This is a genomic window from Rhodanobacter sp. Soil_C_14 (assembly GCF_057657335.1).
Window position 1 is genome coordinate 612,589 of record NZ_JBDGIQ010000001.1, and the last position, 17,011, is coordinate 629,599.

The window sequence follows — 17,011 nt, forward strand, 5'->3', positions numbered from 1 at the left end:
GCCCGAAGTGAGCGACACGCTGCACCGGCACCTGCACCGCGCGCTCGAGGCCTTGCCGCCCGCGCCGCTGTGCGTGGCCTTCAGTGGCGGGCCCGATTCCAGCGCCTTGCTGCATGCGCTGGCGCAGCTTGCGCCGGCGCGCCTTCGCGGGCTGCGGGCATTGCATGTCGATCACGGCCTGCACGGGGACAGCCGCCTCTGGGCGGAACATTGTCGGGCGTTCTGCGCCGCGCTCGACATCCCCTGCGAGGTGTTGCCGGTGCACGTGCAGCGCGGCAGCGGCAGCGGCCTGGAAGCGGCCGCACGCGAAGCGCGCCACGCCGCGCTGGCCGCCCGGTTGCGCGAGGGCGAGCTGCTGCTGTTCGCCCATCACCGCGACGATCAGGTCGAAACGGTCTTGCTGAAACTGCTGCGCGGCGCCGGGCCCGAGGGACTGGGCGGCATGCGTGCCTTGCGCCGGTTCGGTCGTGGCCAGTTGTGGCGCCCGCTGCTCGAACTTCCCCGCCAGCAGCTGCACGACTACGTGGCGGCGCAGGGGCTGGCCTGCATCGACGATCCATCGAATGCCGACATCCACTTGGCCCGCAATCGCCTGCGCCACGAGATCCTGCCGCGCCTGCTGCGCTTCTGGCCGCAGGCGCCGGATTCGATCCTGCACAGCGCGGCATTGAGTCGCGCGGCGGCGGACACGCTGCGCACGCAATGGCTGACCGCGTTCGACGAACTGCACGACGCATCCAGCGGCAGTTTGGACGCCCCTGGCTGGCTGGCGCTGGCGCCGGCGCTGCGCGAACCCTTGCTCGATCACTGGCTGCATGCGCGTGGTCGCAGCGCACCCACCGCGGCGCAACGCCAGCAGATCGAGCGTCAATGCGCGGCACGTGCCGGTAGGCTGCCCTGCATTCGCTGGGACGACACCGAGCTGCATATCTGGAAGGGCCGGCTGTGGGCGCTGCCGACCACCATCGACATCGATGACGAGTGGCAGGCCGACTGGCATGGCGAACCGCTGCTGCTTCCCGACGGCGGCGAACTGACCCTGGATGATCCTGCCGCTCGTTTCGCGCAGCCCTTGCGCGTGCGGCTGCGGCGTGGCGGAGAGCGCATCAAGCCTGAAGGCGACGCGCATACCCGGGAATTGCGCGACCTGTTCCAGCAGGCGCGGATGCCGCCATGGCGGAGAGCATGTTGTCCGTTGATCCATGCGGGCGATGAGCTGGTGGCGGTGGCGGATTGTTGGGTTAGCGGGCTTGGGGCGGAGTTGTTTCGGGCGGTGGGGGCGTGGCCGCGTTGGCGGGCGGGGCGGTGAGGTGGGGCTTCGTGTTTCGGCTTGGCTCGGTGGGTCGAGTTTCGGTGGTGGATTGGGTAGATTGGGGTTCCCTCACCTCAATCCTCTCCCGCGAGCGGGAGAGGAAGCGATGGTGCCGAGCGGGAGTCGGGCTTCGTGCATCGTTGTAGCGTGGGGTTCGAGCTTCATTGGTGGCGTGGATGTATTGAAGCGGGTGCCGAGCGGGAGTCGGGCTTCGTGCGTCGACGTAGCGTGGTGGATCGGGTTGTCTTTCTGCATTGATTCTAGGGGCCTGCTGCGTTAGCGTTGCGGGCCATGGCCAAGACCGTTCCCGCAACCAGCAAGACCCCGCCCGTCGCCGACTTCGAACACTCGCTCGACGAGCTGGAGCAACTGGTTGCGAAGATGGAGAGTGGCGACATGAGCCTGGACGATTCGCTGGCCTCGTTCGAGCGCGGCATCGGTCTGTTCCGCCATTGCCAGCAGTCGCTGGAACAAGCCGAATTGCGCGTGCGCCTGCTGCTTGATCCCGATGCCCCCGACAGCGCCCAGCCGTTTGAACCCGAACTCTGATCACGCCGAGCTCGGCCCCGCCCTGCAGTCCCTGATCCAGCGCGCCGAACAGGCGCTCGATCGTCATCTGCCGCCGGCCGGACACTCCCCCGCCGAACTGCACAGCGCGATGCGTTATGCCGTGCTGAGTGGCGGCAAGCGGCTGCGTCCGTTGCTGGTCTACGCCGCCGCGCAGGCGCTCGGCCATGACAGTGCCGCGCTGGATGCGCCGGCCTGCGCGGTGGAACTGATCCACGCCTATTCGCTGGTGCACGACGACCTGCCTGCGATGGACGACGACGCCCTGCGCCGCGGTCGCCCGACCTGCCACATCGTGTTCGGCGAGGCGATGGCGATCCTCGCCGGCGACGCGCTGCAGGCGCTGGCGTTCGAGATCCTCGCCGACGACGCCGCGCGCCAGGTCGATGCCGCCACCGGCATCGCCATGCTGCGTGCACTGGGCCGCGCCTGCGGCGCCGAAGGCATGGCCGGTGGCCAGGCGCTCGACCTCGCCGCGGTCGGCCGGCGGCTGAGCCTGGACGAACTGGAACACATGCACGCCTGCAAGACCGGCGCGCTGATCCGCGCCTCGGTGCAACTGGGCGCGCTGGCCGCCGGCGCCGACGACAGTGTTTTGCAGTCGCTGGACCGCTACGCCCACGCGGTCGGCCTGGCATTCCAGGTGCGCGACGACATCCTCGACGTGGAAGGCGAATCGGCGGTGATCGGCAAGACCGCCGGCAAGGATGCCGCCGCCGACAAGCCCACCTTCCCCTCGATCATCGGCCTGGAAGCCTCGCGCGCCCGGCTGTCCGAACTGACCGAGCAGGCGCTGGCCGCGATCGTGCCGCTGGGCACGCGCGGCGAGTTGTTGCGCGAGCTGGCCCTGTATTCGGCGCTGCGGGTTCGCTGAGCCGTTCGCGGCGGCTTGCTGCACAACGCTTCCTGTGCTGCACTCGGACACTGTCGCCATCGCGGCAAGGGGTCGTCAACCGATGCGTCTGCGCCACATCGAAGTGTTCCATGCGGTGCTGACCACCGGCAGCCTGACCGGGGCGGCGGATCTGCTGAACATCTCGCAGCCTGCCGCCAGCAAGGCGCTGCAGCATGCCGAGCAGCAACTGGGCTTCGCCCTGTTCAGCCGGGTGCGCGGACGCCTGCAGCCGACCCAGGAAGCGCTGCTGCTGCGCCATCGCGTCGACAAGATCATCCAGGATCTGCACGACCTGCAACGTCTCACGGCGAACATCGGCGACCCTGAGAGCTCGCCGCTGCGGGTGACCTGCACGCCGACCCTGGCGCATGCGCTGGTACCCGACGCGACCACCCTGCTGCGCAAGTCTTTTCCCAACACCACCGCCGAACTGTTTACCCAGCACTCGGCGGAGATGTGCGAATCGCTGATGCTCCACGAAGCGGACATCGGACTCACCCTGCAGAACGCCGGCCACCAGGGCCTGCACCAGGAGCCGCTGTGCCGCGGGCACATCATGGTCATCGCCCCGCCCGGCTGGTGGTCGCCGGAGGAACTGGCGCAGCCGCTGCCGGTCACCGCACTGGCCGACCAGCCGATGGTCGGCATCGCGGTGCACGATGCATTGGGCCGCATGCTGCAAGGCCACCTGAGCCAGGTGGTGCCGGCACCGCGCACCGCGGTCTGGGTGCAGACCTACCAGCTGGCGTATTCCCTCGTCGCGCAAGGCGAGGGCCTGGCCCTGGTCGATCCGTTCACCGCGTCGTGGGGTGGCGGGAAAACCGTGCAGACGCGTCCGCTGAAACTGCAGCTGGACGTAGTGCTCTACGCGCTCTATCGGCTGGACAGTCCGCTGAACCCGCTGCAGAAGCGCTTTCTCGGCCTCGTCCGCCAGCTGGCCCAGCGGATGCTGGAACCAGCCTGAGAGCCTCGGCGGGGCGCTCCGGCGCCAGCCACATCCACAACCTTTGGTTATGCCTGGTGCCGGTCTTTTCATTGGAGGCTGGCGCGGGGCTGTGACTATCCTCGATCCGTGTCGTGAGGGGGAGAGTGGATGTCCGACCGGAGCACGCCTCGATCAGATGCAGGGTCAGTCCGCGCGGTGGCGACACGCCGACGCGGCCCGTACCCGAGCCGGCGGCAGGACACGCGGGGCGGAAGGGGCCGCCTCGATTCCCGATGCAGTACGTCAACGATTCGCTTCGAAGTCGTCGCCAGCCGACCGGGCGGTGTCACCGCCTCGGCCGACAGCATCCTGTTGCAAAACATCCGGGGAGAATGTTCATGAACAAGCGTTCCGGTCGGTTCGTTCCGACCTTGCTGTCTGCCGCGATCCTGCTGGTACTCGCCAACACCGCCACGGCACAGGAGGCCAATCCGCAAACCGGGGCGCCCGCCACCACGCCGGCCAAGGCGAAGAACCTGGGGCCGGTGGTGGTCACCGGCACGCGAGCCGGCAACCGCACGGAAAGCTCGTCACTGACGCCGATCGACGTGATCTCTGCCGACGTGCTGAAACAGACCGGCACGATCGACCTGACCCAGGCGCTCGAGCGCGCCATCCCCTCGCTGAATTTCCCGTTCGCGCCCGCCTCGGACACCTTCGCGTTCCAGCGTCCGTTCGAGCTGCGCGGCCTGTCGCCGGACCAGGTGCTGGTGCTGGTGGACGGCAAGCGCTGGCATCCCGGCGCGCTGGTGCTGAGTCTGGGCCAGATCGGCCAAGGCTCGCAGGGCATCGACCTCAACACGATCCCGCTGTCGGCCATCGATCACATCGAGGTGCTGCGTGACGGTGCCTCCGCCCAATACGGTTCCGACGCGCTGTCCGGCGTGGTCAACATCATCCTGAAAAAGGGCGCCAAGGGCGGCGACGTGCAACTCAGCGGCGGCCAGTTCTCCGCTGGCGACGGTCGCCAGTGGCAGGGTGCGGCGAACTTCGGCATTCCGCTGGGCGGCGACAGCGGCTGGCTGCGCATCACCGCCGAAAACAGCAACCAGAGCCCCAGCAACCGCGCCGGCGTCGACCGTCGTCCAGGCCTGGCCCAGCTCGGCGTGAAGTTCCACTACGGCACCGTGTCGTTCAAGAACAAGAACCTGTTCCTCAACACGCAGTACGACATCACGCCCGGCGTGCAGTTCTACGCGTTCGGCCACTACGGCCGCCGGGTGGGCGAGCCGCGCGGCTTCTACCGTTACGGCAGCAACACGGCTTATCCGAACAACCCCCTGATCGGCCTGGTCTACCCCGACGGCTTCCTGCCGCGCGAGCACGGCGACTCGGCCGACACCTCGCTGGTGGCCGGATTGCGCGGCACCTGGAACGGCTGGCGTTGGGACGTCAGCGGCAACTACGGCGGCAACCGCGTCTCCTACAGCACGCGCAATTCCACCAACTACGCGATGCTCAATGATTTCGGCAGCAGTCCGACCAGCTTCCACGACGGCATCCTGACCGCCAAGCAGCAGACCTTCGACATCGATATCTCGAAGGAGATCGCGTTCGGCTGGCTGCCCAATCCGCTGACCCTGTCCTTCGGCACGCAATACCTGCGGCAGAGCTATGACGTGGAGGCCGGCGACTTCGGCTCGTACTACGTGGGCACGTCGGGCGTGCGCGGCGGCGCCCAGGGCTTTGCCGGCTGGGGCCCGCAGGACGCCATCTCGGTGGATCGCCACGACGTTGCCGAATACCTGCAGCTGGAAGGCAACCTCACCGACCGCTTCGGTTTCTCCGCCGCCCTGCGCCACGAGGATTATTCGGACTTCGGCACCACCACCTCGGCGGCGTTGTCCGGCCGCTTCGACTTCACCGACTCGTTCGCCTTGCGTGGCAGTGCGTCCACCGGCTTCCGCGCACCGGGACTGGGCCAGCAGCACTATTCGGAAACCACCTCGGCCGCCTACGGCGCCGGCAACTCGCTGGGCCTGCCGGCGGGCATCTACCTGCGCGGCCTGGTGCCGGTGGACAACCCGCTGGCAAAGCTGCTGGGCAGCGAGCCGCTGAAGGCGGAGAAGTCGCGCAACTTCACCGCGGGCGTGGTGTGGAATCCCACCAACGCACTGAACATGTCGTTCGATGCCTACCAGATCACGGTCACCAACCGCATCGCCCTGTCGAGTTCGATCTCGCTATCGACGCCGGCGGTCATCAACTACCTGGCTGCCAACGGCATCACCAACCTGCAGTACAGCGGCCTGTCCTACTTCACCAACGCGGGCACCGTGCGTACCCAGGGCGCCGACGTGGTGACCAGCTACCGCAGCGACTTCGGCGACAACGGCAACCTGATGTCGACGCTCAGCTACGGCTACCACAAGAACAAGGTCACCGACGTCAAGCCGAACCCGCCCGTGCTCGACTCGCTGGGCGTGATCTTCAAGCGCCTCAACCGCAGCGCGATCAAGGGCCTGCTGGCCGACACCGCGCCACGCAGCAAGCTGATCCTCAACGAGACCTACAGCCTCGGCAACTGGGCGTTCAACGGCACGCTGACCCGCTACGGCCGGATCACCTCGTACGGCTCGACCAGCTACCTCGACGACACCGTCTATCCGCACAAGTGGCTGCTCGACCTGGCGGTCAGCTACAACCACGACCGCTGGACGTTCACCGTGGGCGGCGACAACGTGCTCGACACCTATCCGAAGAAGGCACCGCAAGACGACGACCAGAACGGCGCCTTCCCGTATTCGTCCAGCTCGCCATTCGGTTTCCAGGGTGCGTACGTGTACGGCAAGGTGCAGTACCACTGGTAAGCGCAGACCGTGCGGCGAAGGTTCCGGTGCACGCCGGGACCTTCGCCGACGCTCCATGCAAGCCGCCGTCGCCGGCATGCCACAACCGTCAGTTATGCAAGGCAAGCGTCTTTTCATTGGTGGCGTGCAACCGCCTGTGACTATGCTCGAACCTCATCGTGGAGAGTGAACGAATGACCGAACAACACACGCTGCGCAGCGATGCGGGCATCGCCGGCCGCACCACGGCGCGCAGTCGGGCGCGCTGGCGCCACACCCTGCTGGCGCTGGCGCTGCTCCCCGCGCTTGGCGCCCTGGCCCACGCGCAGGACGCCGCAACATCGACGACCACGGCGTCGAAGACCGCCGCCATCGCCAGCGCCAATGCGCTGGCCACCGAGGCCGGCTTCGAAGTGCTGGCGCGCGGCGGCAACGCGGTGGACGCGGCGATCGCGGTGGGCACCACGCTGTCGGTGGTGCAGCCCGAAGCGTCCGGCATGGGCGGCGGCTTCCTCGCCGTGATCCACGACGCGGCCACCGGCAAGGACACCTTCATCGACGCGCGCGAGATGGCGCCGCAGGCGGTCAGCGAGAAGGATTATCTGAAGGCGGATGGCACGCCGAACCGCGACACCTCGCTGAATGGCCCTCTGGCCGCCGGCATCCCCGGTTTCCCCGCCGGCGTTGCCTACATGTCGGGCAAGTACGGCAAGCTGCCGCTGTCGGTGTCGCTGAGTCCGGCGATCCGGATCGCCGAGCAGGGCTTCCATCCCAGCGGCGCGCTGGTCCGTTCGATCGGCCACAAGGCCGACGTGCTGCGCCGCTACCCGGCCTCGTCGGGCAAGTTCATGCCGGGCGGCAAGGCGCCCGGCGAAGCGGATCTGTTCCGCGATCCAAACCAGGCACGCACGCTGAAGGCGCTGGCCGCCAACGGCGCGGACGGTTTCTACAAGGGCGCGGTGGCGAAGGAACTGGTGAAGTCGGTGCGCGCCGCCGGCGGCACCTGGACGCTCACCGATCTGGCGAACTATCGCGCGAAGGAACGCCAGCCGATCGAGCTGCAGTACGCCGGCTACAAGGTGGTCACCGCGCCACCGCCCTCCTCCGGCGGCGTGGCGATCGCCGAGATGCTCAACATCCTCGCCCCGCTCGACCTGAAGAGCATGGATGAAGCCCACCGCATCCATTACCTGGTCGAGGCGATGCGCCGCGCGTTCCGCGACCACAACGAATACCTCGGCGATCCCGACTTCGTGAAGATGCCGCTGGACATGCTGCTGTCGCCCTACTACGCCGACGGCCTGCGCCAGAGCATCCTGCCCGAACAGGCGACCAAGTCCGCCTGGCTGCCGTCGGTGCAGGCGAAGAGCCCCGGCATGCACACCACGCACTACTCGATCATCGACAAGGACGGCAACATGGTCTCGATGACCGCCACGGTGAACACCACCCTCGGCTCCAGCTTCGTGGCGGGCAAGACCGGCATCCTGCTCAACAACGAGATGGACGACTTCGCCCTGGTCTCGGGCCAGCCCAACGCGTTCGGCCTGATCGGCGGCAGCGCCAATGCACCGGTCGGTGGCAAGCGCATGCTGTCGTCGATGTCGCCCAGCATCGTGGTCGGCAAGGATCGCCTCGCGGTGATCGGCTCGCCCGGCGGCTCCACCATCATCACCCAGGTGTTCGAGGCGATCCTCGCCTTCGTCGACGGCAAGGACGCGGGCCAGATCACCGCGCAGAAACGCATCCACCACCAGTTCCTGCCCGACCGCATCGACATCGAAAAGGGCAGCGACATCCCCGCCGACGTGTTGGCCAAGCTGAAGGCGATGGGCTACGAGATCAACGACACCGAAACCTGGGGCAACATGAACGTGGTGGTGTGGGACAAGACCAGCAACACCAAGACCGCCGCCAGCGACCCGCGCAATCCCAACGGCCTGGGCAAGGTCGAAACCGCCCATTGAGGCAGCCGGCCGCAAGGCCGGTTGCAACGCCGCGAGCTGCTGGCGGTTGCCCAGCCAGGGTTCACGTGCCCGATCTTCCGCATCTTCCACTTCCCCCTGATCGACGGCGCCGCCGCCACCTGGAGTCCTCTTTCATGTCCACCCAAGGCGATGCGAAGCCTTCCGCCCAATGGCGTCCGCCGTACCTGCTGTACCTGGGCAACGCGGCCGATGATCTGGCCATCAAGACGGCCAGAGGCGTGGCCTACTGGCGCCCGGAATGGTGCGTGGGCCAGCTGCGCCATCCCGACTGCAAGCCCACGCTGGGCCTGCCCGACATGAGCATGGCCGAGGCGAAGGACCTCGGCGCGAACACCATGCTGATCGGCACCGCGAACGCGGGCGGCACGATGGCGCCGGAGATCGTGGCCGCCGCCATCAAGGCGCTCGACACCGGCCTCAACGTGGTCGCCGGCCTGCACCACAAGCTGCGCGAGAACCCCGACATCGTGGCCGCGGCGCAGCGTAACGGGCGAGTGCTGTTCGACGCCCGCGATCCCGCGCCGGGCATCCCGGTCGGCAACGGCCGGCCGCGGGCGGGCCGACGCCTGCTCACCGTGGGCACGGACTGCTCGGTGGGCAAGATGTACACCACGCTGGCGCTGGAGCGCGCGATGCGCCAGCGCGGCCTGGCGGCGGACTTCCGCGCCACCGGCCAGACCGGGATCTTCGTCGCCGGCGCCGGCGTGCCGATCGATGCGGTGGTCGCGGACTTCATCTCCGGTGGCGCGGAGTGGATCTCGCCGGCGCGCCACGATGGCGGCTGGGACCTCATCGAAGGCCAGGGCTCGCTGTTCCATCCCTCCTACGCGGGCGTGTCGCTGGGCCTGCTGCACGGCTCGCAGCCCGACGCCCTGGTGCTGTGCCACGAACCCACCCGGCGCCACATGCGCGGCCTGCCCGACTACCCGCTGCCCGAGCTGAAGCCGTGCCTGGAGGCGAACCTGGTCGCCGCGCGCCTCACCAATCCGGCGGTGAAGCCGGTGGGAGTCGCACTGAATACGTCCGGCATGGCGGCGGGCGAAGCCGCCGACGCCTGCAAGCGCATCAGTGACCTGCTCCAGCTGCCTTGCCAGGACCCGGTGACCATGGGTGTCGAAGCGATCGTGGACCAGCTGCTCGCATGCTTCGCGAACTGACCATCAGCGAGCGCAGCTTCCCGCTGGTGGCGCCCTTCCGCATCGCGCGCGGCGTGAAATACGCCGCCGACGTGGTCACGGTGGAGCTGCATCAGGCGGGACGGACCGGACGCGGCGAATCGGTGCCGTATGCGCGCTACGGCGAATCGATGGCCTCGGTGCTCGACGAGATCGAATCGCTGCGGGCCGCGCTGGCCGCCGGCATGGGCCGCGACGAACTGCAACTGCGGTTGCCGCCCGGCGCGGCGCGCAACGCGCTGGACGCGGCGATGTGGGACCTCGATTCGCAACTGAGCTCGGTGCCGGTGTGGGTGCAGCTGGGACGACCGCCACGCGCCACCCTGCGCAGCGCGATCACCCTCAGCATCGACACGCCCGCGCGCATGGGCGAGGCGGCCGCGCGCATCGACCATGCCGGGCTGATCAAGATCAAGGTGGACGCCGACGACCCGGCCGCGCGGATCGAGGCCGTGCGGCAGGCCGCGCCCCGCGCGCACCTCATCGTCGATCCCAACGAAAGCTGGACCATCGACATCCTGCGCGACCTGCAGCCGCTGCTGGAACGCACCGGCGTGGAGCTGCTGGAACAGCCGCTGCCCGCCGACGCCGACGAGGCCCTGCTCGGTTTCCACAGCCGCATCCCGATCTGCGCCGACGAAGCCTGCCACGTCACCGCCGACCTGCCGCGACTGCGCGGCCGCTACCAGGCGGTCAACATCAAGCTGGACAAGACCGGCGGACTCACCGAGGCTTGGCGACTGCTGCGCGCCGCGCGTGCCGACGGATTCAAGATCATGGTGGGTTGCATGGTGTGTTCGTCGCTGGGCATCACCCCGGCACTGGAAATCGCCCGCGAGGCGGAGTTCATCGACCTGGATGGCCCGCTCTGGCTGCAGGACGACTACGCCGATGGCGTGAGCCTGCACGATGGCTTGCTGCGGCCGCCGTCGCCCGCGTTCTGGGGCGGTTGACGATGCCATCCGTGCAATGGCCTGCGGCATGCTGACCCTCGACTCGATCCAGACCGTGGCCTGCGGCGGGCTGTTCCTGCTCGCCGGCTACGCGATCCGCCGGCAGCTGCCGCTGCTGTCGCGCTTCAGCATTCCCGCGCCGGTGATCGGCGGCCTGCTGGTGGCGCTGGCGCTGCTGCTTTGCCGCCAGTGGAACTACACCCCGATACGCTTCGACACCACGCTCAAACAGCCGCTGATGATCGCCTTCTTCACCGGCGTCGGCTTCAACGCCAGCACCTCCCTGCTCAAGGTCGGCGGGCGCCAGATCGTGCTGTTCCTGGGCCTGGCCAGCGGGCTCGCCGTAGTGCAGAACCTGGTCGGTGTCGTGCTGTCGAAAGCGTTCGGGTTGCCGCCGCTGTTCGGCGTGATCACCGGCTCGGCGACGCTGACCGGCGGACCGGCGACCGGCATGGCCTTCGCGCCGCTGTTCACCGAGGCCGGCGTGCACGGCGCGGCCAGCGTGGCGCTGGCCAACGCGATGGCCGGCATCGTGCTGGGTTCGGTGATCGGCGCGCCGGTGGCGACGATGCTGATCGAGCGGCTCAAGCTGCGCTCGCCGCAATCGCACGCGTTCGCCGACGGCGCGCCGGCGATCTCGCTGCAGGTCGCCGGCGAGCCCGCCGCCAAAGCCAGCAACTTCGACGAGCAGGCCTATGCGGGGCTCAAGAGTTTCGTGTGGATCCTGCTGGCGATGGGCCTCGGTGCGTGGATCAGCAGCGGCCTGGGCACGCTCGGCCTGACCCTGCCCAGCTACATCGGTGCGATGCTGGTGGGCGCCGTGATCCGCAACGTCGACGACCGCTTCGGCTGGTTCGGCCTGTCGATGCGCGGCATCGACATCATCGGCAACATCTGCCTGTCGCTGTTCCTGGTGGTGGCCTTGATGGATCTGCACCTGTGGGAGCTCAGCGGGCTGGCCATGCCGCTGCTGGTCAACCTTGGCGTGCAATCGGCCATCGTGGTGGCGTTCTGCTGCTGGCCCCTGCTCAAGCTGATGGGCCGCGACTACGACGCCGCGGTGATGGCCAGCGGCTTCATCGGCTTCATGCTGGGCACCACCGCCAACGCGATGGCGGTGATGAGTTCGCTGACCGAGCGCTACGGCCCGGCGACGCGCGCCTTCCTGGTGGCGCCGATCGTGGGCGCGTTCCTGATCGACTTCACCAACGCCATCATCATCACCGGCTTCATCAACTGGTGGAAATGACCGGCCACAAAAAAAGGGCGGCTTGCGCCGCCCTTTTTTCATGCCTGAAGCAGGCTCAATTCACCAGTCGCAACGTGAACGGATAACGGTACGCCGTGCCTTCGTTGGCCTTGATCGTGCCGATGATCGCCAGCACCAGCCAGGCCACGAACACCACGGCCAGCACCAGGAAGCCGATCAGGATGAAGCACAGGATCCAGCCCACGATGGCGGCGATCGCCACGGTGATGTTGAAGTTCAGCGCTTCCTTGCCCTGATCGTTGACGAACGGCATGGTGTCCTTCTTGATCAGCCAGATCACCAGCGGCCCGATGATGCTGCCGAACGGAATGATCAGGCCGATCAGCGCGGACAGGTGCGCGAACATCGCCCACTGGCGCTCGTCGGCGGAAGGGGCGCCGGCCATCGGCGGTTCGCTCGGCGGGGGCGGAATCACGGACTCGGGTGGAACGCTCATGCGCATCTCCTTCTACGTCAAAAGTTCGCCGGCCGCTTGCCGGTTGCGCCGATGCTAGCAAGGCTGGAGCTGCTTTGCCGCAGGAATCTGCGAAAGACAGGCATGAGCGACCCCACCCCAGCCCTCCCCTGCACGCAGGGGAGGGGGACAAGCGGCGCTTTGCTCCTTCCCCCACTACGTGCAGGAGAGGAAGACGAGCAGCTCTGCTCCTCCCCACTGCGTGCAGGAGAGGAAGGCGAGCCGCGCTCTGCTCCTCCCCCTGCGCGCAGGGGGAGGTCGGGAGGGGGTTGCCCGAGGTGGCGAAAAAGCAACGATCAAGTGCGACCCCACCCCAACCCTCCCCTGCACGCAGGGGAGGGAGTCAATGCCTACTCGCCGGCGACGGTCATGCGGTCGAGCAGGATCGAGCCGGTGAGCAGGTGCGAGCGGATGTCGACGTCGCTGCCCACGGCCACGATGCCGTTGAACATGTCGCGCAGGTTGGCGGCAATCGTGATGCCTTCCACCGGGTAGGCGATCACGCCGTTCTCGACCCAGAAGCCCGAGGCGCCCCGAGAATAGTCACCGGTGACGGTGGACACGCCCTGCCCCATCACCTCGGTCAGCAGCAGGCCGGTGCCCAGTCGCGCCAGCATGCCGTCGAAATCGGATCGCTCGCCGTCGGCCGCGCCCGCATCCACCACCAGGTTGTGGATGCCGCCGGCGTTGCCGGTCGAGGACAGGCCCAGCTTGCGCGCCGAATAGCTGCTCAGCATGTAGCGCGCCAGCACGCCCTTTTCCACCAGCGCGCTGTCGACGGTGGCCACGCCCTCGGCGTCGAAGTTCGCCGAACCCTGGCCGCGCGCAAGATGCGGTCGCTCGTTGATGTCGAGCCACGCCGGCATCACCGGCTTGCCGACGTGGTCGAGCAGGAAACTGGCCTGCCGATACAGCGCGCCGCCGCTGACCGCACTCAGCAGGTGGCCGATCAGTCCGCGCGCCAGCTCCGGCACGAACAGCACCGGGCATTGCCGCGTCGACAGGCTGCGCGCACCCAGCCGCGCCAGGGTGCGTTCGGCCGCCTGGTCGCCCAGCGCCTGCGCACTCATGAAATCGCCGGCGGCGCGCACACTGTCGTACCAGTAATCGCGCTGCATGCCGTCGTCGTCACCGGCGATCAGCGCCAGCGACAGCGAATGCCGGGTGCCGCGCTCGCGCCCCACGAAGCCGTGCGAATTCGCATACACCGACAAGCCCTCGCCGGCCTGCACGCTGGCGCCGTCGGAATTGCTGATGCCCGGGTGGGCGCGGCCGGCATCCTCGATCGCGATGCCCAGCTCGATCGCCTGCGCGGTATCGATGCTCCACGGATGCCACAGGTCCAGGTCCGGGAATGAGGTGGCCATGCGCGCCGCATCGGCCAGCCCCGCGGCGGGATCTTCCTCGGTGTAGCGGGCGATCGCGCAGGCCTGGTCGAGCGTGGCCTGGATCGAATCGGGATTGAGGTCGGCGGTGCTGGCCGAACCCTTGCGCTGGCCGAAATACACGGTCAGCCCGAAGCCGCGGTCGCGGGTGTGCTCGACCGTCTCCACCTCGCCCAGCCGCACGTTCACGTTGAGCCCGCTGCTGATGCTGGCCGCCACCTCGGCCTGGCTGGCGCCCGCGGCGCGCGCGCGGCGGATCACGTCAGCGGCAAGGTCGGCCAGTCGCTCCATGTCCTGTTCACTGCGATCCGGCGTCTGGCTGAGGGCAACTTCGCTCACGTTGGGCATTCCTGGGGATTAGGCGGGTAGAATAAGCGGTTCGCGACCGCCGGCTCCCGAATTGGGGGCGCGAGCGCGGATTGAAAGAGCTGCGGAGCACGTCCATGCAACCTGCCGCCGGCATTTATCGTCACTACAAGGGTCAGCGCTACCGCGTGCTGGGCACCGCGCAGCACAGCGAAACGATGGAGCCGCTGGTGGTCTACCAGGCGCTCTACGGCGACTTCGGCCTGTGGGTGCGCCCGGCAACGATGTTCTGCGAAACCGTCGAACTGGATGGCGAGCCACTGCCCCGCTTCGCGCTGGAGCAGGCCGAGACCACGCCGGCGGACGACCACACCGCAAGCATGGCGGACCGCGAAGACCCGCAGCGCTGATCCACCCCATCCTGGAATGACACCGTGAGCCCGAGCCGCAGCCGCAACCAGTACGAACTCGAAGAAGAAGCGGACTACGGCCCCAGCCGCACCCAGCAGCGCCGCGATGCGCTGGCGGTGCTGGCGCTGGCCCAGCAACTGGTCGACCTGCCGCCCAGCCGCCTGGCCAAGCTACCCCTGCCCGACGACGTGCGCCACGAAATCGACGTCACCCGCCGCATCAGCTCGCACGGCGCGAAGAAGCGCCAGCTCGCCTTCCTGGCCAAGGTGATGCGCCGCTTCGACGAAGACGACTTCGCCGCAGTGCGCGCCGAACTCGGCGAGAACCGCGAGAAGCAGCGCCAGGAAACCGCGGCGATGCATCGGCTGGAGTCCATGCGCGATCGACTGATCGCCGAGGACGAAACCGCCCTGTCCGAACTGATCGCCGAGCATCCGCAGGTGGATCGCCAGCATCTGCGGTCGCTGGTGCGCCAGGCGCGCGTCGAGAAGGACACGCCGAACAAGCCGCCGAAGGCGTACCGGGAGATCTTTCAGTTGTTGAAGGATCTGGCGCAGACAGATACATCCGACGACACCGCTGCGTGAAAATACTCTGCGCAGTGGGGCTCTGCCTGCTCTGCGCAGCGTGCGCAACCGTACCGCCTGCCGCTGAGCAGGACATCTGCAAGCACCTCTACACGTACGCCGCATCGTTACCTATTGGTTCGACGCATACGATAAGACTGAGCACGAAGGGAGCGTTCCCGCTCGACTTCCAGATGGATTGCCACCATGACACCGACGACGAGGCGGACCACGTGTTCTGTGGCTGGTTGATCGCCAATACCTCCCGGGAATTCATGGCGATCAACATCAACGACGCCAGCAGTTGCCTGCAGCAACAGAAGATCGTCGGTTCCACCAGTGGAAGCGACATCGAGCGCTGGTCCGGCACCATGGTCATCAACAGCCCCGAAGCCGCACCCGACACGAAGATCGTCTTCAGCTATCTGCAGCAACCCGACTTCCAGAAAGAAGACTTCATCCAGTTCGAAGTCACGCGGCGTCCGGCCAAGCCGCAGCGTTAGCCGATGCGCGCGCGACCGCGCAGTCGTGACCGCGGCATATTGAGTCAGGGCCCTGTGTAGCCTGAGAACGTGGCCCACGGCGAAGGCCACCCAACCCATGCTCGGGCGAAGGCCGGAAGAGATTTAAAACAGCGAAGCCGGTCATCGCACTTGCTGTTGCGCCTGACGCTTTGCCTGTCCCTGTGCATCAGAGCAAAAGCTTTCGTCTGCCTACGGCAGCCGAGCCACCTTTCTCTGTCTGGCCAGAGAAACGTGGCCCAAAGAGAGGCCACCCCGCTTCCGCGCTTTCCGGGCCTCCTGCCCGGAAAGTTCGCGAGTCGAGGCCGGGCTTTTCGACAGCACATCCCTGTGCTGGCGAAAAGGCATCGGCATCCATGCCGATGCCCGCTACGCGGCCTGTCGTCCCCGACTCGCCGCTGCAGAGGGGCCCCGGGTAGAGCAGCGGGCCATCGTGGCCCGCACTCTTCAGAAGAGCCGAAGCAAAGCCGAAGCGGAGCAAAGCCAGAGCGGAGCGGAGCCGAGCCGAGCCGAGCGAAGCTCGGCATCTGCGTACGGCAGGCGCCGTGCACAGGGGGCGCTGTCCTGTTTGAGGGCGTGGCGAACCTCGACGGCGAGGTTTCGTGGGTCGGCGGGGACGTTTCCCGGGTGGCCGGCGAGGTTTGGAACCTCAACGGGGACGTGGCCAAGCTCGGCGGGGACGTCCTGAACCTCAACGGGGATGTCCGGAGTCTCGACGAGGAGGTCTGGAAGCTCGACGGAGAGGTTTGGAAGGTCGGCGAGGACGTGTAGAACCTCGGCGGGGAGGTTCGAAACCTCGACGGGGACGTGCGGAACCTCGGCGTCGACGTTCCGCACGTCCCGATGGACCGGCAAAGCCCCGGCGGCGCGGTCGGCGACCACGTCGCCGGGGGTCAAGGATCAGGCTGCGGCGGGCTCCGGCGCGGTGCGGGTGCCGCGGGGGCCGGGGAAGCGCTGACGCAGGTCGTCATACACATCTTGCGCACCATCGCGGCCGCGATGGGCCGCCTCGCGCACGCTCTGGTAATACGCCAGGTCGGCCATCCACACCTCGCTGGACACCAGCTGCACCGTGTCGTCAACGCTGGCCGCCAGCGTCTGCAGCTCCGCTGCGAAACGCAACAACTGCGAGCGCAGACTGCGATCCTTCTGCACTTCGGCCAGGTCGACAAAGCCCGGCACGAACTGCGCCCGGTTCGCCATGTAGGTCACGCACTTCTCGTCGAAACCCACCGACTTCGCTCCCAACCGCGGCAACTCCTTCCGCTCCTGCGCCGACAGCGTGGCCAGAAACGGCAACGCCCCGCGGATCGTCGCCAGCGCGCCCTGCACCGCCGCCACATCCTCATCCGAAAGCACCGCCGAAATACGATTGTCGTTGGACATGCAAACACTCCTTGTAGATCGCAAGCCGCCGGTCTGGCGGCGCGGGGA

Annotated in this window: 16 protein-coding genes; 12 read left to right on the top strand and 4 right to left on the bottom strand. The window is 67.7% G+C overall.

The features are described 5' to 3' along the window. Positions 1 to 7: 7 nt before the first annotated feature. The 9 genes from tilS (at position 8) to gltS (ending at position 11,913) form a co-directional block, all read left to right on the top strand. Entirely contained in the window at positions 8 to 1,309 is a 1,302-nt protein-coding gene (gene tilS / locus AC3A56_RS02870) for a tRNA lysidine(34) synthetase TilS (protein ID WP_487769280.1), read from the top strand. A 294-nt stretch (positions 1,310 to 1,603) separates the two neighbouring features. Then, positions 1,604 to 1,861 (top strand): exodeoxyribonuclease VII small subunit, encoded by a 258-nt coding sequence (locus AC3A56_RS02875; protein WP_487769281.1) that lies wholly within the window; start codon positions 1,604 to 1,606, stop codon positions 1,859 to 1,861. Further along, the gene (gene ispA, locus AC3A56_RS02880; protein WP_487769282.1) at positions 1,845 to 2,753 is read left to right on the top strand and encodes a (2E,6E)-farnesyl diphosphate synthase; all 909 of its coding nucleotides are present in this window, start codon (positions 1,845 to 1,847) and stop codon (positions 2,751 to 2,753) included. Before AC3A56_RS02875 ends, ispA begins: the two co-directional genes overlap by 17 nt. A gap of 82 nt (positions 2,754 to 2,835) precedes the next feature. After that, entirely contained in the window at positions 2,836 to 3,738 is a 903-nt protein-coding gene (locus tag AC3A56_RS02885; RefSeq protein WP_056713990.1) for a LysR family transcriptional regulator, read from the top strand. Positions 3,739 to 4,097: 359 nt separating this feature from the next. Beyond that, the gene (locus AC3A56_RS02890) at positions 4,098 to 6,569 is read left to right on the top strand and encodes a TonB-dependent receptor plug domain-containing protein (RefSeq protein WP_487769283.1); all 2,472 of its coding nucleotides are present in this window, start codon (positions 4,098 to 4,100) and stop codon (positions 6,567 to 6,569) included. Between the two features lie 173 nt (positions 6,570 to 6,742). Continuing rightward, positions 6,743 to 8,515, top strand: coding sequence for a gamma-glutamyltransferase (gene ggt, locus AC3A56_RS02895; RefSeq protein ID WP_487769284.1), 1,773 nt, complete (start codon positions 6,743 to 6,745; stop codon positions 8,513 to 8,515). A gap of 134 nt (positions 8,516 to 8,649) precedes the next feature. Continuing rightward, on the top strand, positions 8,650 to 9,693 hold the full coding sequence (gene dgcN / locus AC3A56_RS02900) for an N-acetyltransferase DgcN (protein ID WP_487769285.1): 1,044 nt from the start codon (positions 8,650 to 8,652) through the stop codon (positions 9,691 to 9,693). Then, complete coding sequence (dgcA, locus tag AC3A56_RS02905; RefSeq protein WP_487769286.1) at positions 9,678 to 10,664, top strand: N-acetyl-D-Glu racemase DgcA; 987 nt, start codon at positions 9,678 to 9,680, stop codon at positions 10,662 to 10,664. The genes dgcN and dgcA overlap by 16 nt, the downstream gene beginning before the upstream one ends. Positions 10,665 to 10,692: 28 nt before the next feature. Continuing rightward, positions 10,693 to 11,913, top strand: coding sequence for a sodium/glutamate symporter (gene gltS / locus AC3A56_RS02910; protein WP_487769287.1), 1,221 nt, complete (start codon positions 10,693 to 10,695; stop codon positions 11,911 to 11,913). Between the two features lie 55 nt (positions 11,914 to 11,968). Here gltS and AC3A56_RS02915 read toward each other — a convergent pair whose 3' ends face one another. Both AC3A56_RS02915 and pmbA read right to left on the bottom strand, forming a co-directional pair. Then, entirely contained in the window at positions 11,969 to 12,370 is a 402-nt protein-coding gene (locus tag AC3A56_RS02915) for a DUF4870 domain-containing protein (RefSeq protein WP_056713999.1), read from the bottom strand. A 368-nt stretch (positions 12,371 to 12,738) separates the two neighbouring features. Next, positions 12,739 to 14,121: a metalloprotease PmbA gene (pmbA, locus tag AC3A56_RS02920; RefSeq protein WP_487769288.1), complete on the bottom strand. Its 1,383-nt coding sequence runs from the start codon at positions 14,119 to 14,121 to the stop codon at positions 12,739 to 12,741. Between the two features lie 95 nt (positions 14,122 to 14,216). Between pmbA and AC3A56_RS02925 the strand changes: the two genes are divergently transcribed. From AC3A56_RS02925 to AC3A56_RS02935, 3 genes are all read left to right on the top strand, one after another. Continuing rightward, on the top strand, positions 14,217 to 14,489 hold the full coding sequence (locus AC3A56_RS02925; protein WP_487769289.1) for a DUF1653 domain-containing protein: 273 nt from the start codon (positions 14,217 to 14,219) through the stop codon (positions 14,487 to 14,489). A gap of 24 nt (positions 14,490 to 14,513) precedes the next feature. Next, positions 14,514 to 15,077, top strand: a complete 564-nt coding sequence (yjgA, locus tag AC3A56_RS02930) for a ribosome biogenesis factor YjgA (RefSeq protein WP_487769290.1) — start codon at positions 14,514 to 14,516, stop codon at positions 15,075 to 15,077. Positions 15,078 to 15,250: 173 nt separating this feature from the next. Further along, positions 15,251 to 15,559: a hypothetical protein gene (locus AC3A56_RS02935; protein WP_487769291.1), complete on the top strand. Its 309-nt coding sequence runs from the start codon at positions 15,251 to 15,253 to the stop codon at positions 15,557 to 15,559. 465 nt (positions 15,560 to 16,024) lie between these two features. On the opposite strand, the gene AC3A56_RS02940 is transcribed toward AC3A56_RS02935, so the two are convergent. After that, a complete protein-coding gene (locus AC3A56_RS02940) occupies positions 16,025 to 16,474 on the bottom strand; it encodes a hypothetical protein (RefSeq protein WP_487769292.1) in 450 nt (149 codons plus the stop codon). Positions 16,475 to 16,477: 3 nt separating this feature from the next. Further along, positions 16,478 to 16,963, bottom strand: a complete 486-nt coding sequence (locus tag AC3A56_RS02945; RefSeq protein ID WP_487769293.1) for a hypothetical protein — start codon at positions 16,961 to 16,963, stop codon at positions 16,478 to 16,480. Positions 16,964 to 17,011: the final 48 nt, after the last annotated feature.